Annotated in this window: 17 protein-coding genes; 9 read left to right on the top strand and 8 right to left on the bottom strand. The window is 38.4% G+C overall.

The annotated features are described in order from the left end of the window. Positions 1–214: 214 nt before the first annotated feature. The 3 genes from speB to MUW56_RS04810 all read left to right on the top strand — a co-directional run bounded on the left by speB (position 215) and on the right by MUW56_RS04810 (position 2934). Positions 215–1072: an agmatinase gene (gene speB / locus MUW56_RS04820; protein WP_292012124.1), complete on the top strand. Its 858-nt coding sequence runs from the start codon at positions 215–217 to the stop codon at positions 1070–1072. A 69-nt stretch (positions 1073–1141) separates the two neighbouring features. Continuing rightward, on the top strand, positions 1142–1984 hold the full coding sequence (locus MUW56_RS04815; protein WP_292012123.1) for a methylated-DNA--[protein]-cysteine S-methyltransferase: 843 nt from the start codon (positions 1142–1144) through the stop codon (positions 1982–1984). Between the two features lie 341 nt (positions 1985–2325). Then, a complete protein-coding gene (locus MUW56_RS04810; RefSeq protein ID WP_292015376.1) occupies positions 2326–2934 on the top strand; it encodes an alpha-ketoglutarate-dependent dioxygenase AlkB in 609 nt (202 codons plus the stop codon). 92 nt (positions 2935–3026) lie between these two features. On the opposite strand, the gene MUW56_RS04805 is transcribed toward MUW56_RS04810, so the two are convergent. From MUW56_RS04805 to MUW56_RS04790, 4 genes are all read right to left on the bottom strand, one after another. Next, positions 3027–4886: a CocE/NonD family hydrolase gene (locus MUW56_RS04805; protein ID WP_292012122.1), complete on the bottom strand. Its 1860-nt coding sequence runs from the start codon at positions 4884–4886 to the stop codon at positions 3027–3029. A gap of 257 nt (positions 4887–5143) precedes the next feature. Next, on the bottom strand, positions 5144–7855 hold the full coding sequence (locus tag MUW56_RS04800; RefSeq protein WP_292012121.1) for an outer membrane beta-barrel protein: 2712 nt from the start codon (positions 7853–7855) through the stop codon (positions 5144–5146). A gap of 85 nt (positions 7856–7940) precedes the next feature. Further along, complete coding sequence (locus tag MUW56_RS04795) at positions 7941–8360, bottom strand: SH3 domain-containing protein (RefSeq protein ID WP_292012120.1); 420 nt, start codon at positions 8358–8360, stop codon at positions 7941–7943. Between the two features lie 6 nt (positions 8361–8366). Continuing rightward, positions 8367–8852 (bottom strand): BON domain-containing protein, encoded by a 486-nt coding sequence (locus MUW56_RS04790; protein ID WP_292012119.1) that lies wholly within the window; start codon positions 8850–8852, stop codon positions 8367–8369. Positions 8853–9073: 221 nt separating this feature from the next. Between MUW56_RS04790 and MUW56_RS04785 the strand changes: the two genes are divergently transcribed. Together MUW56_RS04785 and MUW56_RS04780 are read left to right on the top strand one after the other, a co-directional pair. Continuing rightward, positions 9074–10324, top strand: coding sequence for a cation:dicarboxylase symporter family transporter (locus tag MUW56_RS04785; RefSeq protein ID WP_292012118.1), 1251 nt, complete (start codon positions 9074–9076; stop codon positions 10322–10324). Positions 10325–10332: 8 nt separating this feature from the next. Further along, a complete protein-coding gene (locus tag MUW56_RS04780; RefSeq protein WP_292012117.1) occupies positions 10333–11058 on the top strand; it encodes a phytanoyl-CoA dioxygenase family protein in 726 nt (241 codons plus the stop codon). Positions 11059–11242: 184 nt separating this feature from the next. Here the strand turns inward: MUW56_RS04780 and MUW56_RS04775 are convergent, their stop codons facing one another. Continuing rightward, a complete protein-coding gene (locus MUW56_RS04775) occupies positions 11243–14044 on the bottom strand; it encodes a GH92 family glycosyl hydrolase (RefSeq protein ID WP_292012116.1) in 2802 nt (933 codons plus the stop codon). A 92-nt stretch (positions 14045–14136) separates the two neighbouring features. Between MUW56_RS04775 and MUW56_RS04770 the strand changes: the two genes are divergently transcribed. From MUW56_RS04770 to MUW56_RS04755, 4 genes are all read left to right on the top strand, one after another. Then, positions 14137–14475: a carboxypeptidase-like regulatory domain-containing protein gene (locus MUW56_RS04770; protein WP_292012115.1), complete on the top strand. Its 339-nt coding sequence runs from the start codon at positions 14137–14139 to the stop codon at positions 14473–14475. Between the two features lie 44 nt (positions 14476–14519). After that, positions 14520–16481 carry an outer membrane beta-barrel family protein gene (locus MUW56_RS04765; RefSeq protein WP_292012114.1) on the top strand — a complete coding sequence of 654 codons (1962 nt, stop codon included), beginning with the start codon at positions 14520–14522 and terminating at the stop codon, positions 16479–16481. A 196-nt stretch (positions 16482–16677) separates the two neighbouring features. Further along, a complete protein-coding gene (locus tag MUW56_RS04760) occupies positions 16678–17784 on the top strand; it encodes an Mrp/NBP35 family ATP-binding protein (RefSeq protein ID WP_292012113.1) in 1107 nt (368 codons plus the stop codon). Between the two features lie 48 nt (positions 17785–17832). Further along, on the top strand, positions 17833–18081 hold the full coding sequence (locus tag MUW56_RS04755; RefSeq protein ID WP_045500144.1) for a NifU family protein: 249 nt from the start codon (positions 17833–17835) through the stop codon (positions 18079–18081). A 168-nt stretch (positions 18082–18249) separates the two neighbouring features. On the opposite strand, the gene MUW56_RS04750 is transcribed toward MUW56_RS04755, so the two are convergent. The 3 genes from MUW56_RS04750 to MUW56_RS04740 all read right to left on the bottom strand — a co-directional run bounded on the left by MUW56_RS04750 (position 18250) and on the right by MUW56_RS04740 (position 22237). Beyond that, positions 18250–21288, bottom strand: coding sequence for a choice-of-anchor I family protein (locus MUW56_RS04750; protein WP_292012112.1), 3039 nt, complete (start codon positions 21286–21288; stop codon positions 18250–18252). A gap of 149 nt (positions 21289–21437) precedes the next feature. Then, on the bottom strand, positions 21438–21587 hold the full coding sequence (locus MUW56_RS04745) for a hypothetical protein (RefSeq protein ID WP_292012111.1): 150 nt from the start codon (positions 21585–21587) through the stop codon (positions 21438–21440). Continuing rightward, positions 21584–22237, bottom strand: coding sequence for an NAD-dependent epimerase/dehydratase family protein (locus MUW56_RS04740; RefSeq protein WP_292012110.1), 654 nt, complete (start codon positions 22235–22237; stop codon positions 21584–21586). The genes MUW56_RS04745 and MUW56_RS04740 overlap by 4 nt, the downstream gene beginning before the upstream one ends. Positions 22238–22399 lie beyond the last annotated feature (162 nt).

The raw sequence follows: 22399 nt of genomic DNA, 5'->3' as shown, positions 1-22399 counted from the left end.
AGACAAGAGGCAAGAATCAAGAACCAAGAATCAAGAGACAAGATAACAGATTTCAGATGCCAGACTTTTAGAATGTATGGTTTCAGACCTGAATATCCCAACGAGCAACCGATAACCGTAACTCGTCAATTCTCTTATCCTCAAACTCGCAAACTCTTCGTATCTTTGTTCCCAATATTTCAATCTTTACAACATTAAAATTTTTACATAAAGCATGAGAACATACGCAGGAATTCCCGAAGAAAACGCAACGTTAGAGAATTCAAAAGTAATGTTGGTAACGGTTCCTTATGATGGAACTTCAACATGGGGTAAGGGAGCTGATAAAGGTCCTGAATTATTCTTAAACGCTTCTGAAAATATGGAGCTTTACGATATTGAAACAGGAACAGAACCCTATCTTGAAGGTGTATATTTAGCTGGAGAAGTTTCTGAAAACTCCAGTCCTGAAGCAATGACAGAAGCCGTATATCAAAAAACAAAGGAACTTTTACAGAATGAAGGGAAAGTATTTACGCTTTTCGGAGGAGAACATTCTGTTTCAATAGGTTCTATCCGTGCAGTAGGTGAGAAATTTGAAAATTTAACGGTTCTTCAGCTTGACGCTCATACAGATTTACGTCCTGAGTTCCACGGATCTACTTCTAATCATGCCTGTGCCGTTTTTGAAGCAAATCAGAAGCATAATTTAGTTCAGGTGGGAATTCGTTCTATGGATATTGAGGAGGCTGAATATCTGCCTGAAGGAAGAGTGTTCTTTGCTCACGAGATCGCAAACAACGAAAACTGGATCAATGATGTATTGGAAAAAGTATCAGGAAACGTTTATATTACGATTGACCTGGATGCTTTTGATCCTTCTATCGCTCCTTCTACAGGAACTCCTGAACCAGGCGGGTTACAATGGTATCCGACATTGGAATTATTAAGAAAAGTATTTGAAAAATGTAATGTAGTGGCATTTGATATTGTTGAACTGATGGATTCTCCAATGGCTAAGCCTACTGCTTTCTTGGCAGCTAAATTATATTACAAAATGCTTGCTTATAACAATATTTATAATAACAACTAAAATTCCGCAGGAATCGGATTTTTTCTGCCGTATATTCTTTGGAAATTTGTGAGGTAAAACAGTATAAAGATGTCCACACAAAGTCAAATAGATTATAACAGAATTGCCAAAGCGATAGAGTATATCCGGAGCAATTTCAGGCTTCAGCCAAGTTTGGAGGAAGTGGCAGAGAATATTCACTTGAGCCCGGCCCATTTTCAAAAGATCTTTACGGATTGGGCAGGAACAAGTCCGAAAAAATTTTTACAGTTCATCAGTCTTGAACATGCTAAAAATCTATTGAAGGAAGAAAAGGCAAGCCTTTTTGATACGGCTTATGAAACAGGGCTTTCCAGTACAAGCAGACTTCATGATCTGTTTGTAAAAATTGAGGGAATGTCTCCTGCGGAATATAAAAACGGAGGAAAGAATCTTGTCATTCATTATAGTTTTTCTGAAAGCCCATTTGGAAATATAGCAGTAGCTTCTACGGAAAAAGGAATCTGTTATATGGCTTTTGAAAATGATAAAGAAACAGCATTAGGGGAGCTGAAACATAAGTTCCCCAATGCTTCTTTTATTGAGAAGCAGGATGCTCTTCAGAAGAATGCATTGTCTATATTCGATAAAGACTGGTCAAAACTCAATACGATCAAACTTCATTTAAAAGGGACCGATTTTCAGCTTAAAGTCTGGGAAAGTTTGCTGACGATTCCTATGGGTAAGCTGTCTACTTATGGGAGCCTGGCAGAGAAGATCGGAAATCCTAAGGCTTCAAGGGCTGTAGGAGCCGCCATTGGCAGTAATCCGGTAGCGTTTCTTATTCCATGTCACCGTGTCATCCAATCTACGGGGCATCTGGGTGGGTACCGATGGGGAAGTGTGAGAAAACAGATGATTATGGGCTGGGAGAGTTCGCATATCTATTCATAAAACACAACTTTACATTCACCACAAAAGCCATTAAAGACTCTAGGCAGAGATTGAAGCTAAAGCTAAGATTGCCCCTATACTGAATGAAAATCTTTGATTTCAAAAATTTAAATGTATTTCTTATATCTAAACTTATCCATTAAAATAACTCAGGGATTCAAATCTTTTGTGACTTTTTATGTTTAAGTTTTGGCTGAAGCCAATTGATTTTGTTTATTTTTGATTACGGACCCATTCCGTTTCTATTAATGTTTATCGGTTTTATTTGTGAAATTTGTGGTTCATAATTCATTGACAATCATTAATATATTTTAGCTTGTACTTTTTACAGAAAAATTATGCTGAACTTATTCGAAGAAATATCAGATTATCCCATCAATATACTTCCGCACGATGGAGTTGTTCATTATTATGGAAAAGTTTTCTCCAAAGAAAAGGCGGATTGGTATTATCAATATCTATTCCATCAGATTCCCTGGGAACATGATGAAGCGATGATTTTTGGGAAGCTTATTGTAACCAAACGGAAAGTGGCCTGGTTTGGAGAAAAGCCCTTTGAGTATACCTATTCCAAACGAACAAAATATGCAAAATCCTGGACTCCCGGGTTACTTGAATTAAAAAGAAAATGTGAAGAAGTTTCAGGGGAGACCTATAATTCCTGCCTGCTGAATCTCTACCATGACGGAAGCGAGGGAATGGCTTATCACAGTGACGGTGAAACAGATCTGAAAAAGCATGGAGCTATTGCTTCTTTGTCTTTCGGAGCGGAAAGAAAGTTTTTATTTAAACATAAAAAGACAAAGGGGAAAGTAGAAATATTCCTGGAGAACGGAAGTCTGCTTGTTATGAAAGGAACGACTCAGGATCATTGGCTTCACAGGCTTCCTCCAACAACAAAGGTAAAAGCACCCAGAGTAAATCTTACGTTCAGAACGATTGAGGAGTAATTTATGGTGTGCAGCCTATGCTAATTAAAAATCTGTGCAATCTCTTCAGCGCGTAAATAAAAAAAGCTGTTCAAACGAACAGCTTTTTCATTTTATTTCAGGATTTCAGCTTCAATAGAGCTGTCATCATATACTTTAATGAATGCTTTTGTATAGTCTTCCTTTGTGGCAAAATTAGGATTATCTAAAAATTTTTGCGGATTGATGGCAAAAAGCGGGAACCAGGTACTGCTGACCTGTATTTGGATTTTATGTCCTTTTTTGAAGGTGTGAACTACATCCTGAAGCCTGAAATTGACTGCTGTTTTCTGGTTAGGAACTAAAGCCTCACCCTTTTCTCTGGAGTTTCTGAATCTAGCAGGCATAATTTCACTTCTTACCATCTGATGATAATTTCCATAGACAACACCGTCTTTCTTCTCAGCAGGTTTGAAATCTTCAGGATATACATCGATCAGTTTTACAGCAAAATCAGCATCAGTGGAGGAAGAGGCAATCATAAGTTTAGCCATAATCTCTCCGGCAAAAGTAATATCTTCTGTCAGTACATCTGTTGTGAATGTCAGTACATCAGGTCTTCCTTCGGCAAATCTTTGGTCTTCCGACATATAGTTTCTGGGAGTGAACCCATTGAAGTCCTTTAAATGATCAGAACTTAAAACAGGGTTTTCGGGATCGCTGTAATATTCGGAATAGCCTTGTCCTGAAGTCTTTTTTAGGGTTTTATCGGATAAATAGAAATTCACTTTCTGAGCATTTTTAGGAGGATAGGAGGCAAACTCCCTCCATTGTTTGGCTCCCGTATCATACATTAATGCTTCAGGAAGTCCTGAATCTTCTTTTGTATTTCCTTTCAGATAATGAGTAAAGAATTTTGCTTCCACATTTTTCTGATAGTATGTTGCGATACTGTCTCCAAAATAAGTTTCACTGTGAAAATGTTTCCCTTGTTCCTGAGACCATCCACCATGAGAGAAAGGTCCCATGACAATTGTATTTTTAGCCTTCGGGCTTGTCTTTTCAATCGTTTTGTAAATATTTAAAGGGCCGGAAAGGTCTTCTGCATCAAACCATCCTCCTACGGTCATCACTGCATGGCTGATATTTTTCAGATGAGGAAGAAGACTTCTTTTTTGCCAGAATTCATCATAGTTGGTATGATTCATAATTTCTGTCATGAAGAAGTTGTTTTTGTAATATTTTTCATAAGCCTCTTTCAGGGTGCCAAGCTCCCTGTAGAATTTTAAACCGTCTTCAGAAGTTTGTTTAATGAAAGAATCCATATACCATGCCTGTTTTTCAGGCTGTGTTTTTTGAACTCCAAAAACAGGAAGTGTTCTGAAATATCCCAGCATAAACCTTCCGTTGTGAAGAAAATCATCATTCCAGAAATCAGAAATAGGGGCCTGCGGAGATGAAGCCACTAAAGCCGGATGCTGGGCCAGTGTTCCTACAGCAGTATAAAATCCAGGGTATGAAGTTCCGAACTGGCCTACTTTACCATTGTTATCCTTAACATTTTTCAAGAGCCATTCGATGGTATCATAGGTATCCGTACTTTCATCCACATCTTTTTTTGTTTTATGTTCCACCTGCGGAGTCATATTGGTAAAAGTGCCTTCACTCATGTATCTTCCCCGTACGTCCTGGTAAACAAAAATATACTTGTCTTTCATCAGATAGATGTTCGGACCCAGCTTTGTTTTATACTCATTCTCACCGTAAGGAGCAATATTGTAGCAGGTTCTCTGTATCAGGAAGGGATATTTGTTTTTATTTGAAATATCTTTCGGAATATAGACTGCCGTGAATAATTTTGTCCCATCACGCATCGGAATATAAAATTCTTTCTTGGTGAAATTATCTTTAACAAAATTGTCTTTCTGTTCCGCTTTTTGCGCCTTCCCAAGAAGAAAGAAAAGAATTAATACAACTGAAATATGGATTTTCATAAAAAAAATTTACGGCTAATTTAGAAATAAAAATGCGTCTGTAGAATTTTATCCTATGAATCTTCCTGTAAAAATGGGCGTATTGAGTTTTTTAGGAAGCAGGGTTAGGAAAATATTGTCGAAAGAATCCTCATTAAATCTTCAATATGCCCCCTCTCCGGGAAAGGTACATTTCATGCCTTCACTGGGAATATTATAAGATTAGATTTTCAAAAAATGTAGAATAAAATATCAATGTGTAATCACCGGTTTATTTTTTATTCATTTTTTTTACCGGAAAATTTATTCAGTTTCATGCTTAATGAAAACATGATATACCGTTTTAGGATCAGGTCTTCACGATCTTCAAAATAAGAATCTGTGATGGTTCTTCTTACACTTTGATTTTGATTGAACACATCATAGATCTTCACCTTCGCGGTTAATTGTTTTTTAAAGAATGAATATCCCAAGCTGGTATTCCAGAAATAGAAATCTTTTTTAAATCCCGGTGCAATATTGGAGCTGGTATTATATTCGAAATCATTTCCAAAAACGAGCCTGCTTTGGAACAGATAATTCGTAAGTTCCAGTTTTAAAGACTGATTGGAAGTATTAACCTGGTCAATACTGTAATTGGAGTACTTTGAAAAATTATATCCGATTCTGTAGGAAGGCTTTATGGTGATTTTATCCCTGATCTCATAGTTCAGATTTAAACCGGGGTTGAAATTATATGAATTGCTTTTGAAGGGCTGTCCATTGATAAAACCGTTATTGTACGTATAATTCATGCTGAATCTTGGGCTGACCGTCAGTTTGTTATCCTTCCATTTAAACGTTTTGCTTAAACCTGTACTTAGATTGATATTTTTATTTCCACTTATGTTGTCATAAGTAACAATCTGTTTTCCGGAACTGTCATACTGGGTATAATTGATGACATCATTATTCCTGTAGGTAAAGCCTGCATTGATATAGTAGTTGAAATTTTTTATAATATTGAAACTGCTAAAAGAAGCATTAGTGCTGGTGACCCAGGTATTTTTAAGATCAGGATTTCCGGTATAGGTGACCAGCGGATCGGACTCATCTTTATAGGGAATTAACTGTTCTGCGCCGGGAATATTGAAGCTGGATGAATTGGATAAGGTTAATCTGTTGCGTTCCGAAAAAACATACTGAAAATTGACGGAATATCTCGGAAGGACAAAGTTTTTTTGCAGCTGATACTGCTGCCCTTTAAAAACGGAATTTACCTTCATATCTGAAATGTCAATATTGAAAGTACTCCAGGTATTAAACTTTTTTTTGTTGAGGAAAAAAGAGAGTTCAGGTGAAAACTGATTGACCCTTTGATCCATGCTGTTGGAAAGAAGACTGTTATACTTTGAATACTGGCCTGTAGCAGGATCAAAGTCGCTAAAATCTCTCAAATCCCGGGATAATTTAGAATTATACTGTATCTCAAAACTTACAGATGCAGAATCCGAAATAGGTTCTGTATATCCGGCTCTGAAATTATAATTATTGCCTTGGCTCCGATTCCTTTGTAGCTGATCGCGGTTGTCTGTCGTCACCCCGGAATTCTGATAGAAGGAGTTCTGAGACTGGTGGATAAGATCGCTTTTAGACTCTGAAATGGTACTGTTGATCATAGCAGAGATCAAACGGCCTTTTTTTCTTAAGTTCTTAGAAAAGTAAATATTGGGAGTAAACGTATTGCTTTCTCCACGGGTGTTACTGAAAGAAGCACTTTCATTAAGAAGCTTCTCATCTTTTAACGTTGAGGATGCTGACCTGCCGGAACTGAAATTTTTTGATCTTGAAAAAGAAGGGGAGATATAGATATTGGTCAGCGAGTCCAGTTTTATTCTTGCTGAGCTGTCAAAGCTATACTCTCTGGATTCATTTTCACCCTTATTTTCAGAATTTGTTTTGAGCGTATAATCCGGAAGAAGGGTGGTTCTGGAAACTTTGGATCGGGTTTCCATATCAGAATTGGAATATTTTAAGCTGAGGTTATCAAGATCGGTATCATTTCCTAACTTGTCGCTGTAATTAAGACCAAAAGTGGTCGTTTTTTGAACTCCGCTGCCAGTATTCTGCATCCCGGAATTTCTGCTGTGTCCCATATTATCAAAAACATCATCCGCGGAAACACTTCTCGAATTGATATTATTCGAAGAGGCCAAAAGACTGATCTTTGTATTTCCTTTAAAATAACTGACGAGTCCGCTTCCCTCATACCGTTTATCAGAGCCATAACCTGCCGTAATCCTTGAAAGAAATCCCTTGTTTTTCCTTTCATCAATATTAAAATTAATGGTGGTGTTTTGTGATTTCGGGGACTTTCCGCTAAGTTCTTCTTCTTTGCTTTTGGTGGTTGTAAACTGTATGTTTTTAATGATGTCTGCCGGGAGATTCTGTAAGGCAATTTTACCGTCTTTATCAAAAAAAGGTTTCCCGTTGACCATGATCTGATCCACTTCTTTTCCGTTGGCTGTAATTTTCCCGTCATTGCCGATTTCCACCCCGGGAATTTGTTTCAGAAGTTCTTCAATTTTACTGTCAGGGCGCACCTTGAGTGCAGATGCATTGAATTCTATGGTGTCATTTTTTATTTTTACCGGAGCCACTGTGATGTGTATCTCGTCAATATTGATTACTGCTTTTTTCTCAAGCTCTATATCACCCAGGGATAAAGAATGATCAATCTTTTCAAATGTTTTTGAATAGGACATCTTTTCAGCATCGACCGTCAGAATAGAAGGCTCTTTCACCTCATCAATTTTCAATGAAAATTTACCTTCCTTATTGGTAGCGGTATAATTAACGATCGATGAATCTTTTGCTTTCAGCAGGTAGATGGTCGCATTTTCTAAAGGTTTCTTTCCCAAATCATAGACTTTTCCGTCAATATGCAGTTTCTGAGCATGTGCAATCAGGATATTGCATACCAAAATCAATAACAGTAAGAGGTTCTTCATTGAGCTTTTTCAAAGCGTAAAAATAAAAAAACATCCCAATATCGGGATGTTTCTCAGTATATTTCTGAAATTATTTTCTGTAAAATTATGCTCTCAGATATCTTGAATATGCATATCCTTCCTGGCCGTCAGCTGTTTTTACTTTCCACCAGTCGTCAGAAGTCTGCTCAATTAAAGTCACTGAAGAACCTTTTGCTGCTTTTCCTACAACAGCTGCTTCCGTAGAAGGCTCTTGTCTGATGTTGAGGTTAGATTCATCTGTAGCTACTGTTAAAGAAGCTCCTGAAGAAAGTCCCGCTACCTGTACATCGATATTGATGTCTGAAGCGGAATAGGTAGAATCAATAGCACCTAAAGCATTCCATACTGCATCTTTTGCAGCGGTGCTGGAAGCATTTCCGGAAACGTATAAAATCCCGTCCTGCTCCTGAACCTGAAGGTTTGAAATCCCTGCAGACTGAGCTGCCGAAACTACACTTGAGTATTTATCTTGTAATTCGCCCATCTTAAATTATTTTACAATTAAATTATTGTTATACTTTCCGATTTTCAAAGCATCTACAGATTCTTTGATCTTTCTTGCCTGTAGGCTTGAAACATTTCCTGTAAGGGTAAGCTGTCCGTTTACAACTTCTACCTTTACAGATGGGAAATCTTTTACAGCGTCTTGAACTTTTTTCTGAACAGCAGGATCTACAGCAGATGTAGTTTCAACCGGTGCAGGCGCAGGTGCTGCGATAGTAGACATATCCATTACGTCTTTTACTCCACTGATTGCTTTCAGTTTTGCAATCATTGCATCCTTAGACTGTTGGTCGGCAAAAGTTCCGCTCAAGTGTGCTACACCTTCTTTTACTTCAACAGAAGCATTGGGATTAGAAGTTACTACAGTTGTAGCCTGAGTCTGAAGATCGGCATCAGAAACTTTCTTTTTACAAGAAACTGCTCCGAAAGATACTGCTACAGCTAATGCAGCCATTGCGATAGTTTTTTTCATATTGTATATTTATTAATGTTGTTATACAATCAAATGTAATAATAAAATTTGTACCAAAAGAATAAAAATTAAATAAATGTTTCTTAAATTTTTTGCAATATTTTCTAAGCCAACGATTTAATTTTTTTGTTTCAAAAACTGGATACAGACTTCAACTCAATTTGAAGAAAATCTTCTGCCAATTGAAAAACCATTATATTTGCGCAAATTGAACTATATATATGAAAGGACAAAATAAACTTTTTATAGCAATTGTCATTGCTCTTATCCTGGGAGTAGGAATCGGAGGTATTGTACACGTGAAATATCCGGAAAGTGCAGAACCTTTTTCCAAGAATATAAAATTACTGGGAACTGTTTTTATCAGGCTGGTACAGATGATTATTGCACCATTGGTATTTACCACACTGGTGGTAGGAATTGCCAAAATGAGTGACATCAAAATGATCGGAAGAGTAGGAACAAAAGCAATGCTTTGGTTTATTTCTGCTTCTTTGATCTCCCTTTTCATAGGATTGATGCTGGTGAACTGGCTGGAGCCGGGGCATGTCACAAAATTACCGGTACAGGATGTGGCTTCTGCTGATGAGCTTCTTAAAAGCAGTAAAAGTTTCTCTATGGAAGACTTCGTAAAGCACATGATTCCTAAAAGTTTATTTGAAGCTTTTGCTACCAATGAAGTGTTGCAGATTGTGGTGTTTGCCATTATGTTTGGGGTTGCTTTGGCAAATTTGGGGGAAGATTATTCTAAACCTGTTGTGAAGCTTTTTGATATCATTGCTCATGGGATCCTTAAAATGGTAGGATATATCATGTGGTTTGCCCCGCTGGGAGTATTGGGAGCTATTGCAGCTGTGGTTGCCACCAATGGTTTTGAAATATTTAAAGTGTATGCCATCTATTTGAGGGATTTCTTCTTTGCGCTTGGCGTACTTTGGTTGGTCCTTTTATTGGTAGGTTATTTTATCTTAGGAAACCGTTTGTTTGATTTATTGAAGAGAATTAAAGAACCTTTACTGATTGCCTTTTCTACAACAAGTTCAGAAGCGGTATTCCCAAAACTGGTAGAAGAGCTTGAAAAATTCGGATGTAACAGCAGAGTGGTATCTTTTATTCTGCCTTTAGGATATTCTTTTAATCTGGATGGAAGTATGATGTATATGACGTTTGCCTCTATCTTCATTGCCCAGATCTATGGTATTGAAATGACATTAGGACAGCAGATCACCATGCTTTTAGTATTAATGCTTACTTCAAAAGGAATCGCCGGAGTGCCAAGAGCTTCCCTGGTCATTATTGTGGCTACCTGTTCAATGTTTGGGATTCCACCGGAAGGGATTGCCTTAATCCTGCCAATTGACCATTTCTGTGATATGGGAAGAAGTATGACCAATGTATTAGGAAATACACTGGCAACTTCAGCAGTATCGAAATGGGAAGGGGAATTAACCGAACCTTTAGACAAAATTTAAAATAATCAATGAGTGTAAAAAACTTGGAATTCTATAAAAGCCATATTCTTGAATATGGCTTTACTGTTATTAATAGCATATTTTCAGTTGAAGAAACAGAACAGATAAGTACCGTTCTCCAGCATCTGGATACTTCGCGGGAAAATTTTAGGAAATCTGAAGACCTGTTTGCGATAAGACAATTTTTAAAGGAAGTTCCGGAGATTCAGGACCTCATCTTTAACGACAATATGAAAAGAATAGTCAGGGAAATCTTTGGAGAAAAATATTTTGTGGTAAAAAGTATCTATTTTGATAAACCTGAAACCTCCAACTGGTATGTGGCCTATCATCAGGATCTGACCATTTCCGTGGATAAAAAACTGGAATTGTCCGGTTTCGGACCGTGGACAACAAAGAAAAACCAGTTTGCCGTTCAGCCTCCGCTGCATATTTTAGAAAATATCTATACCATCAGGATTCATTTGGATGAAACAGATGAAAACAACGGAGCTTTAAAAGTAATTCCTAAATCTCACACGAAAGGAATCTGGAGACCGGAAACAATAGACTGGGATGTAGAGACGGAAGAAATATGTACCGTTGAAAAAGGAGGCATTATGATCATGAAACCTCTTACCCTTCACGGTTCAAACAGAACTACCAACGGGAAGAAAAGAAGAGTGATCCATATTGAATTCTCTGATATGGAACTTCCGGAAGTCCTGCACTGGTCTGAAAGAATGAATGCATAAAAATGCCCTTCGAATTTTCGAAGGGCATTTTTATGCTAGCAAGCCGGATGCCGGAAGAAAGAGATTTCTGAAAGACTAAAGACAAGTCTAAGCCTATTTCATTAACTTTTGGAACAAACCGGCTTCAATAAATAAGCCGTCAAATAGTAGCTTCCATCTTCATTCTTCCAGCTTCCATCTTAAATTATCTCGCAGAAATCTCATCAATAAAGATATATGCCTCACCGCCGGCTCCCTGATGCCATTCAGGAAGTTTTCCAAAATAGTAGGCTTTTACTTTGATGTATCTGGCTTCAGTGGGAAGAATTTCAGTGGAAAAATCTTTAATCTGTACTTTTTCGTCTTTGGGATCAATGGTATTGTCAATTGCTGTAAGCAAAATGAAATCTTTACCGTTCATGGAAGCATAATATTCCACTTTTTTAGGCATCAGGATCCAGGCCTTGCTGTCCTGAAGGTAAGTGGAAGATAATTTTGAGATTTGCTGAGGAGATTTAAAATCAATAATCGCTTCAAAATTCTGTCCCTGATATCCATGCCATTCGCCTTTTCTCCAGTTGATATCCCCTCGGATTCCGTCGATAAGTGCCAGTTTTCCATTGGCTGTATACTGTGGAGTTGCATTTGACAGAATATTGATATCCCAATAATTGGGTCTTCTGTTAAAGTTGGCAACAGCAGCAGAGCTTTTCTCCCCGTTTTTTTCCGCATAGGCAATGACCTGCGTCGTTTTCGTGATTGTGAAAGGCCCTTTATAAGCGGTGAAAGTTTTCCTTTTATTGCTGTCATTTTCATCCATGGTCATGTAATAGACTTTATCTCCCGGGTTCAGCGGAGTGATCTCAACTTTTGTAGAAAAGTCGAAAATCCGGTCTGCAGCAATAACCGGAGATGCGGTAAGCTGGGAATATTTAAAATCTTTAACAGGCTTTACGTTTTCAAAACCAAGTTTTTTAAGTGCTGCTCTGGCCGTATTTTTAGTAATGATTCTCGTGGTTCCGTCTTCAAGATGGATTTTAATTTCATCAAAATAAGGAGTCGTAGTTTCCCATTCAGGCAGTCCCGGGGTTACAGAATAGATTCCCATTGAACTTAAAATATACCAGGCGCTCATCTGGCCGCAGTCTTCATTTCCAATCAATCCGTCAGGGGCATTTTTATAAAAGTTATCAAGGATATATTTGATTTTGGCATCTGTCTTTTCAGGCTTATCTACAAAATTGTACAGATAGGCGATATGATGGCTTGGCTCATTTCCCTGAGCATACTGACCTAACAATCCTGTAATATCCACCTGTTCTCTCCCTGTTGTTTTATCCGGAGCAGCAAAAATAGCATCGATAAACTGCTCAAACTTTTCTTTTCCGCCATGTGCTGCGATAAGCCCCGGGATATCCTGTTGCACAGAATAAGAATAATGCCATGAATTCCCTTCCGTATAGTTATTATTTACCTCTCTCGGATCGAAAGGCTGGTACCAGTTTCCATTCTTTCTTGGCTGCATAAAACCGTTGTTGGGATTGTAAAGGTTCTTCCAGTTTTGAGAACGTTTCATGAAATACTGATAGTCTTCTTTCTTGCCTAAAATTTTTGCCATTTGGGCAATACACCAGTCATCATAGGCATATTCTACCGTCTTGGAAACGCTTTCATGCTCATCATCTATGCTGATATAGTTGTTCTGCTTGTAAGCATTTAAACCGAAAATATCCAGCATGGCTGAGTTTTTAGATGCCTGATAAGCCTTTTCATAATCAAATCCCCGGATTCCCTTGGCCATGGCATCAGCAATTACCGAAACGGCATGATAGCCAATCATACATTCCGTTTCATTGGAAGCCAGTTCCCATACCGGAAGTTTTCCGCCCTGCTCGTATTGTCTGATGAATGTATTGATAAAATCTGCAGTTCTTTTCCTGTCTATTAAGGTCATCAGCAGATGAGCGCTTCTGAATGTATCCCAAAGTGAGAATACGGTATAATAATTAAAATCTTTTGCGGTGTAGAGTTTATTGTCCCGGCCTCTGTATCTCCCGTCAACATCCATATTGATGTTCGGTTGTGTAAAAACATGGTATAGGGCAGTGTAGAAAATAGCCAGTTTGTTTTTATCATCAGATTTGACTTCTATCTTAGAAAGTTCTTTATCCCAATCGGATTGGGCCTGTTTCTTTATGGTTTCAAAATCTTTGGACTGCCCTTCTGCCAGCATATTTTTTTCTGCTCCTTCATAGCCTGTTGGAGAAATGGACACCTTTACATTGATTTTTTCTCCTCTTTTCACATCGGTAGAAAAGGCCAAGACCAGCTTTGTTCCTGTATATAAGTTAGATTCCTGTTTTCCATTGACATCTTTTTTAGAGATCTTCATCGGTTTTGAAAACTCAATTCTTGCGTAGATATACTGGTTGGTTGCCCAGGCTTCACTTCTCCTGAAAACTTCGATGGTTTTATCATCAATGATCTTTACTTCCCCTTCCAGAAGCTTGTCTCTATGGTTGAGATCTAAGATGATATTGGCACTTCCTGCATTATTGAAGGTATATTCATGATAACCGACTCTTTTTGTTGTAGTCAGGCGGACATCGATATTATCTTTATCTAATCTGACAGCATAATATCCTGCTGCAGCTTTTTCATTTTTATGCGAAAATTTTGAAGAATAATCTTTACTGTTCAGACCCGGGTTTCCCATGGCAGGCATCAGCATAATGTCTCCGTAATCTGAAACTCCGGTCCCGTTCAGATGGGTATGGGAAAAACCGTAGATCAGTGAATCTGAATAATGATATCCGCTGCATCCGTCCCAGCTCCCGTCTATTCTGGTATCCGGAGAAAGCTGTACCATACCGAAAGGGACAATTGCCCCTGGAAAAGTATGTCCGTGGCCTCCGGTTCCTATCAACGGATTGACATATTGAGAATAATTCTGTGCAGAAATAATCTGGGTAATAAATAAAGAAAATGCGATCAGCCTTTTTTTCATATTCTAATTTTATAACAGCGAATATATCGAAAAACGGTAAGACAGATGTAATAAAAAAAGAGTAAAGCCTGTCTTATAATAAAATACAATGTATGAAGAAAATACTACTTTCTGCCATTATGCTGCTGCCGGCGGCTGCATTTTCCCAAAATATAACAGGAAAGATCACACAAGCCGGAAAAGGGGTTTCCTATATTGAAATTATAGCAAGTAAAGACCAAAAAAAGCAGACCTCTATTTCAGATGAAAAAGGAAATTATCAGCTTAAACTTCCTGAAAATGGGAATTACAACATAAAGCTGATACAGGATGGAACTGAAATATCAAGCAGGGAGATTATGGTAAAAGGTGATATGAAAGAAGATTTTTCCATCGAAAAAAAACAGGAAAAGCAGATTGAAGGGATTAGTCTTACCGCCAAAAAAAACTGATTGAGAGAAAAGCTGACAGATTAGTTTTTAATGTCGCCCATTCCGTGGCATCACAGGGAATGGATGGGGCAGAAGCGCTGGGAACTGCTCCTCTGATCAAAGTAGATGATACTTCTGGAATTTCCATTGTGGGAAAAAGTGGCGTTGCAGTAATGATCAATGAAAGAATGCTGAATCTTTCCGGAAGTGAGCTGATCAATTATCTGAAAAGTCTCAGGTCAGAAAATATTGAGAAAATTGAAGTGATCACAACCCCTCCTGCAAAGTACGAAGCCCAGGGAAACAGCGGTCTTATTAATATTGTCCTTAAGAAAAATCAAAATCTCGGTTGGGGAGGGAGCTTTACAACAAGCGTTCAACAGCAGACTTATACCGGATTTTCCAACAGCGCAACGGTCAATTATCAGCATGAAAAACTTCGGTCTTCATTGAAACTGAGACAGTATGAGTATGAAAAACACTCTTATGAAAATTATAGAATAGAAGGATCGGACGGGCTTAAAAGTTCTGATGACAGAAGAGATTTTGGAGATGGGCTTGGTGCTAATATAAGTGTTGACTACCAGCTGAATGTGAAATCTAATGCAGGTTTCATCTATGACTATGGATATGGGCATTCCAATATGGATATTACGAATACTTCGGATTATTTTCAGAATGAAAGTTATACGAATACATTATCTACCTATGCCGAACACAGAGGGAAGAGCCGGCAACAGACAATAAGTGCCTATTATGATCTCAAATTCGGAAAACGGGATAATAAACTGAGTATTACCGGGAATTATTTTTCCAATATTCCGAAGAATGTGATCGATTTTACCACCACCACTGAAAATACAGGTGATCGGTTTGCGGTGAAAACTCCTTCTACAGTAGATTATAAAGTGTATTCAGGGCAGGCGGATCTTACACTGCCCTATCAACTGGCCAAAACGGAAGCAGGGGTAAAATTCACCAATTTCGATAATAATTCGGATATATCTTATCAGAATCTGATAGAAGGAAATTATGTCACAGATCCTGTAAGGAGCAATGACTTTAAATATAATGAGAAAAATTATGCGGCTTACATCAGTTTTGAAAAATCTTTCAATGAGAAATGGTCTGTAAAGGCAGGAGGGCGTTATGAATATTCTATGGTGAACGGAAACTCTCTGACCTCGGGGCAGCAGACAGAAAATTCTTATGGGAAATTCTTTCCTACAGCGTATGTTACCTATAAAAGTAATGAAAACCATGTATTCAGTCTCAACTATTCAAAGAGGATCAACAGACCGGGATTCCGGGCGATCAATCCATATCGGTGGTATATCAACATCAATTCTTATTTTACTGGAAATCCTCTTTTAAAACCTTCAATCAATCATAATTTGGAATTTTCCTATGTCTATAAGGGAAAGCTTTCCGCATCCGCCTATTTCCAGAGAACATTGAATGGTTTTGATCAGGTAGTGAGTCTTGAAGGAGAAAACAGGACCAGTACTTTTGCGAACTTCTATAATGTAAACAGCATGGGCGTTTCATTGAATTATTCAGATACTTTCTTTAGAGTTTGGGAAGCCAGTTATGCTGCCGATCTGTCTTATATGGAAACGGAAGTCTTTGCTACCGATGCTGTGTCCAGAAAAGGAAATGGTTACAACTTTAATTTTCAGAACAATCTGTCATTGAATAAAGGCAAAACAATTCAGCTGATCTTCAATTATTGGTTTCGGTTGCCGTCAAATTCCGGAAATAAGTACTGGAACTATGTAGGAAATTTTACATCAGGGCTTAAAATGAGCCTGATGGAGAAAAGCCTTCAGCTGAATCTGTTGGTTTCTGATATTTTCAGGCAGTCAAAAAGTAAGGGACAGATTTATTATACGACAGGAACTCATTCTTTTAATAATTATTATGATGCCAGAAGGCTTACTTTATCAGCAGCTTATACTTTTGGAAATAAAAAGGTAAAAGGAGCCAGCCGGAATGTAAATTTTGATGAAAAAAACAGGGCCAATTAATAAGCTATTATTAAGAGGACTATTCAGTGCTTTTATTGGCAGGGCTATACCCGCCCTTTTATTTTGGATTTCATTAAAAATAAAAAATATAGGCGGTAAAACTTTTAATGATCTGATTTATCACCTGATGTTATAGATTTTATTGATTCTAAATTACCAAAAAAATGCGTAAATTTGTGAACAATTTATATTTAGTATGTTGACGAAAGAAAAGGTTCAAGATTTCCTTAAAGAAATAGAAGTAGACGATTTGGTGAATAATCTTCAGATTGTGGGTGATGATGTGTATATCGACATGACCGCTCATTCGCCTGCCATGCACGAAAAGAAAAAGCTGGAGGCTGCCATGAAACAGGCTTTTGCCAGTGAGTTTGGAGAAAACGTTCATTTAAAACTTAAAATCACTTCTCCGGAGCCTAGTGAAATTCAGCAAAGTCAGATCAAAGGGAAACAAATTCCCGGAATTCAAAATATTATAGCCATTGCTTCCGGCAAAGGAGGGGTAGGAAAATCTACCGTTTCTGCAAATATGGCCGTCACATTAGCTAAAATGGGCTTTAAAGTAGGATTACTGGATGCCGATATTTACGGGCCATCTGTTCCTACCATGTTCGATACAGAAGGTGAAAAACCAATTTCTGTAGAAGTAAATGGTAAAAATATGATGAAGCCTATCGAAAACTATGGTGTGAAAATGCTTTCTATCGGATATTTCTCAGGAGCTAATCAGGCTGTAGTCTGGAGAGGTCCTATGGCTTCAAAAGCATTGAATCAGATGATCAGGGATGCTGCATGGGGAGAGCTGGATTTCCTATTGATAGACCTTCCTCCGGGAACTGGTGATATCCACCTGTCTATTATTCAGGAAGTTCCTGTAACAGGTGCTGTGATTGTAAGTACCCCTCAGCATGTTGCATTGGCAGACGTAAGAAAGGGTATTGCGATGTTCCAGATGGAAAGTATTAATATTCCGGTTCTTGGATTAATCGAAAATATGGCGTATTTTACGCCGGAAGAACTTCCTGACAATAAATATTATATCTTTGGAAACCAAGGAGCACAATATTTGGCTGAAGATCTTGGAATTCCTGTATTGGGAGAGATTCCATTGATCCAGAGTATCAGAGAAGCCGGAGATGTAGGAAGACCTGCAGCGCTTCAGGAAGGCTCTAAGATCGCAGAGATCTATACCGGAACAGCAAGAAAAATGGTTGAAAGCTTAGTAGAAAGAAATAAAAACCTTCCTCCCACTGAAGCCGTGAAGATCTCAACGATGGCTGGATGCTCACCCAAAGCAAAATAATAATGACTTTCAATCAAATTTGAAAAAACCGAATTGAACTGAAAAAATATGGAAACAAATATAACGCACGAAGATACAGTAACAAGAGTAATGGAAGCTCTGGAAAGCATCAGACCGTTTTTGAACAAAGACGGAGGTGATATTGAGCTTATTGACGTGAAAGATAATCAGGTTTTTGTGAAACTTTTGGGTAACTGCTCCGGGTGTTCATTGAACTTTTCAACTCTTAAATTGGGAGTTGAAAATACCATTAAACAACACGCTCCGGAAATTGAAAAAGTAGTGAACGTAGAGTAAAAACTACATCTGAATATTTTTAAAGACAGACTTTTTATAAGGTCTGTCTTTTTTATTGTCTGTCTTGTTTGAAGACCGGATGGTTAAACTACTTTGATTTCCTATCTCGGGACGAACAGAAAAGCTCCGGAAAATCCGAAGCTTTTGAATTCAATAATTGATATGATTTTACTTTACAATAATTCTCTTAAGATGACCTTCCGAGGTTTTCACAAGGTAAACTCCTGTAGAAAGGGTGGAGGTGTTGATGGTGAAGGCATTTTTTTCTTTTCCGACCAGTCTTCCTGAACTGTCATACAGCTCATAATCCTGTTTTCTGTTGAAATAAAGAGTATTTCCTTTATTGACAGGATTCGGGAATACATTGAATGTTGCAGTTTCTGATTGGGTTTCGCCTGTTCCTAGGGTTGGAGACATCACGACTTCATACGTGGATAAGGTTCCACTGATTTCATTGGCAATTATAACATAGCCTTTGGCTGTTGTGGTATTTTCAGGAGCAATGTAAATGATTCCTTCCGGTCCGTTGTCACCTCCGTAAGCAGAAGTGGACCGGGAGTGTTTATAATCCGTGAAAGTAGGATTGTTGGGATCTGTGATATTATATACCATTACTCCTCCAGTCCTTTCCAGGGTGATGAAAGCATAGGTTTGTCCGTTAATGGTTCCCAATGCTACACCTTCCGGTTCAGGACCTTTTGCACGGCTTCTGTTTTTAACGGTATTGGATTCATTGTCCGCATTAAAAATAAGCGGATGTTTAGCTGCAATATATCTTTCAAACTGATCTCCGCTGTCATAGACCTGTTGTTTTGTATCGGTATTGAAGATGGAAAATGAACGGGCTCCTAAAGCGGCAATTTCTTCAAATTCCGCATCTCCGTCTGTATTTCCTGTTGCTGTTGATACCCTTAATCTTCCCAGGTTATGGGAAGCTTTCAGTATCGCTGACTGTGGAAAAACGGCAGGATCTAAAGTATAGGTATTGGCTCCAACTGTTGTTCTTTCACTGTATCCGGAAAGATCTTTTTCATCCCCTTCATTGGCGGTTACAATATAATGGGTATTTCCTACCTTATAATTCTGTACGGCATCCGGGAGGTAGTAGGCTTTCACCGGCCAGTTGGCGATCAAGATTTCTCCATTATTATCTGAAGCGTCAAAACCATTGCCCGGAAGATTCATATCTTTCTTTCCTAGCCCCCAGATGCCGGTAATTGTTTTGGTGGCAAGATTCACTTCTGCAATGGCATTGTTTTCCTGAAGGGTTACCCATGCTTTCTGACTGTCTGCACCCACTGTTACATATTCTGGTTCCAGATCCTGGGAAAGCGTATTATTTGTTCTTACTTTTCTTAACCCTGTTGCTGTAAGAGCGGCCACCTGAGAATCAAAATTATTAAAATTGAGGGTTGTTACATGGGTTTGTGTAAGATTGGCAATTCCCCCTGAAATATCGATGATACTGATGGTTCCTTCTGGATCTACGGTATAGGCATCATTGGGTTCCCCTTCATTGGCGGTAATTACTTTTGTTCCGTCAGGTGTGAAAGTAATCATATCGGGTAAAGCTCCTACGGTAACCTGTTTCAGGAAGTTTCCGTTAATATCAAAGAATACGACAGAACCATTCTGCTGTGGATTGGTATTGGGTGATGCTGCGGCAATGATTCCGTTTTTCACGGCAATACTGGTGATCCCACCATAAGGAGCCATATTTACCGTACTGATAACGGACGGACTGGTAGGGTTGCTGAAATTGATGATATCAAAAACATCGGTAATGGAGCTGATGGTAAATAACCGTTGCGATGCGGTGTCGTGTACCACAATTTCCGTAGAACTGTTGTTGTTTCCCGAAGGATCAAAGCTTCCGATATAATTCAGTTGAATTTGGTGAGAAGGAACAGGAGCCACTTTGTCATTATCTACAATATAAACGGTAGCAGACTTGTCTCCGGAAATAGTAGCACCGACTGGGTTTTCAAGGCTTACAACGAAATATTCTGCCTGCTGTTCCTCCAAAGTATCATCAATTATGGGAATATTGATGGTATAACTGCTTGTGGAAGGAGTAATATTGATTGTTTGATTGGCTAAGGTAAAATCATTACTGTCAGCAGTGCTGAACGGTGCCGGCTTTACCACAAGATTAACCGTTGCTGCGGAAGGATTGGCTACATTGATTTTGAATTCCAGATTTCCGGCATTTTCATTTACTTTAATAAAGGTTTTATCCAGGGAAATGGATGTTCCGGCTGTTGTAAATGTGCTCGAAGTTGATGCTGTCACTCCATTATCACTAAAGTCTTCCACGGTATTGGGCTTGAGGGCCAAATAATAGGTTTGTCCCGGCACTAAGCCGGAGTTTGGGATAATGGTGATGGTATTGCTGCTGAAAGCAGTGGTAAAGGGAACTTGTGTACCTGCAGAGTTTCCGTTCCGGAATTCTACAAGATTTTGTGCATTAGAATCGTTGATCGCGGAATTGTTGGCCAATCTTATGTTTTCATTAAAAGAAATCGTAGGATTGACAGTGATAGAGGCGTTATTTGTGTTGTTTATAGGAAGATAAGTAACCGTGGGTGGAGTCGTATCGGCACCTCCTGTTGAGGCAGCATCTACAGTAAAATTATCAAAACGGTTGTTTCCGCCAGTTCCTCCACCAGTTGCGGAGAATTCAACTTTTAATTTAAAATTGGGGTTATTGGAAACCCCGGGAACTGCGGAAAAATCAAAAGTGATTAACTGCGGATTGGCATCCTGTGGACTCACGGTCTGATAGGGAATAAAAGAAGTGCCATCTGTGGAGTAAGACCATGTTTGTGTTCCTGCTCCCTGTCCTGATCTTCTTGTCGTAAATTTTACAGTGACATTATCGTATCCCGGTGTCGGCAGATTAAATTGTAATGCTCCGCCGATAGGATTGTTAAGCCTCAAATGGGCCCCGGATGCATCACCATTTCGGGCATTCAGGTTTTCAATATCAAAGTTCTGTCCGGTACCCCCTGCAAAATCAAGACTGCTGTTTCCTCCTGCTATGGCTGAAAGAGAACCGTTGGCCAAAGTGGAAGAAGGAGAGGTAATAGAGGCTGCGGAAGTATTATTGTTGAAATTCCAGTAATGAATCAGGGTCTGTCCGAAAAGTCCGCTCTGAAAAAAGAAGGCGGCGAGGACAGATCCTTTTAATAGGTAGTTGTTGATCATTTTTCACTTCAATTAGATGAATACAAAAATGAACTTAATATTTGGTAAGTATTTTAATGTAATTTTAAGAAATGTTTAAAAAATAGGTCTAGTGATTGAAAGCTGTATTTTATGAGACTGGAAGACCTGTACGGTTGCCATGCATATGGCTATTTGGCAGCTTTACCGGAAAAATTTAAGAGCGTTCCTGATTTATTTTCTTCCAGGGGATGTTTCTGCATATAGAAAAACCCTGAAACGGCGGTCAGAAGCAAGAGTACAAAAATAACCAGAATAATTCTTTTTAACATGTCTCTCATATCGCTAAATTTTTAATATCTCTAATTTCTAAAGTTGAGGTAGGGTATCCTTTTTGTACAGCATTGATCATTGCTCTGCCCACTTCGTGTAAAGTTAATGATTTTGACGGTAAAAAAACAGGAAAAATCCAAATAAAAGGTTTGAAGAACCATTTTACATTCAATTGGCCGTCAACGGGTTTCATAAATCCGGGGCGAAAATTGTATACCCTTTTGAAATTCATTCTTTTTAAATCATTTTCTGTTCTCCCTTTTACTCTTGCCCACATCAGTTTTCCACTTTCCGAACTGTCGGTCTGTGCTCCGGAAACATAATTGAAAACCATTTCCGGGTTTTGGTTCAGGACAGCTTTTGCAAAATGAATGGTCGTATCATAAGTAATTTTGGTATACTCTTCTTCATTCATTCCTACACTGCTGATTCCGGCACAGAAAAAACAGGCATCATAGCCTTTCAGGTTTTCATCATGGATATCTATTGACAGAAAGTCAGGAACAAGATATTCTTTCAGTTTGGGATGTATTTTCCCGGACGGTTTTCTGCTTATACTCAGGATTTCAGCAACATTCGGATTTTCAAGACATTCCATTAAAACACCTTCGCCTACCATGCCTGTAGCTCCTGTAATAATTATTTTGATTGGGACCATTGTTTTGCTATTGATAGTTGTACGACGGATAAGAGGTTGGTTTTACTTTAAAATTAGGCAATTTTTTTTGAAAAGAATAAAAGAATAAAAGAATAAAGAGTAAAGATGCTGTTGTTATAATTCAGTAGGAGCAGGCTTTAGTCTTGTTTTACTTATAAATCA

The organism is Chryseobacterium sp. (assembly GCF_022869225.1).
Taxonomy (GTDB): Bacteria; Bacteroidota; Bacteroidia; order Flavobacteriales; family Weeksellaceae; genus Chryseobacterium.
The sequence above is the reverse complement of the archived record's forward strand: the minus strand, read 5'-3'. Positions and strand labels throughout refer to the sequence as shown.

Bases quoted from the DNA above. Each gene is read 5' to 3' on its own strand.
- speB (WP_292012124.1), top strand. From the start codon at position 215: ATGAGAACATACGCAGGAATTCCCGAAGAAAACGCAACGTTAGAGAAT.
- MUW56_RS04815 (WP_292012123.1), top strand. From the start codon at position 1,142: ATGTCCACACAAAGTCAAATAGATTATAACAGAATTGCCAAAGCGATA.
- MUW56_RS04805 (WP_292012122.1), bottom strand. From the start codon at position 4,886: ATGAAAATCCATATTTCAGTTGTATTAATTCTTTTCTTTCTTCTTGGG.
- MUW56_RS04800 (WP_292012121.1), bottom strand. From the start codon at position 7,855: ATGAAGAACCTCTTACTGTTATTGATTTTGGTATGCAATATCCTGATT.
- MUW56_RS04795 (WP_292012120.1), bottom strand. From the start codon at position 8,360: ATGGGCGAATTACAAGATAAATACTCAAGTGTAGTTTCGGCAGCTCAG.
- MUW56_RS04790 (WP_292012119.1), bottom strand. From the start codon at position 8,852: ATGAAAAAAACTATCGCAATGGCTGCATTAGCTGTAGCAGTATCTTTC.
- MUW56_RS04785 (WP_292012118.1), top strand. From the start codon at position 9,074: ATGAAAGGACAAAATAAACTTTTTATAGCAATTGTCATTGCTCTTATC.
- MUW56_RS04780 (WP_292012117.1), top strand. From the start codon at position 10,333: ATGAGTGTAAAAAACTTGGAATTCTATAAAAGCCATATTCTTGAATAT.
- MUW56_RS04775 (WP_292012116.1), bottom strand. From the start codon at position 14,044: ATGAAAAAAAGGCTGATCGCATTTTCTTTATTTATTACCCAGATTATT.
- MUW56_RS04770 (WP_292012115.1), top strand. From the start codon at position 14,137: ATGAAGAAAATACTACTTTCTGCCATTATGCTGCTGCCGGCGGCTGCA.
- MUW56_RS04760 (WP_292012113.1), top strand. From the start codon at position 16,678: ATGTTGACGAAAGAAAAGGTTCAAGATTTCCTTAAAGAAATAGAAGTA.
- MUW56_RS04755 (WP_045500144.1), top strand. From the start codon at position 17,833: ATGGAAACAAATATAACGCACGAAGATACAGTAACAAGAGTAATGGAA.
- MUW56_RS04750 (WP_292012112.1), bottom strand. From the start codon at position 21,288: ATGATCAACAACTACCTATTAAAAGGATCTGTCCTCGCCGCCTTCTTT.
- MUW56_RS04745 (WP_292012111.1), bottom strand. From the start codon at position 21,587: ATGAGAGACATGTTAAAAAGAATTATTCTGGTTATTTTTGTACTCTTG.
- MUW56_RS04740 (WP_292012110.1), bottom strand. From the start codon at position 22,237: ATGGTCCCAATCAAAATAATTATTACAGGAGCTACAGGCATGGTAGGC.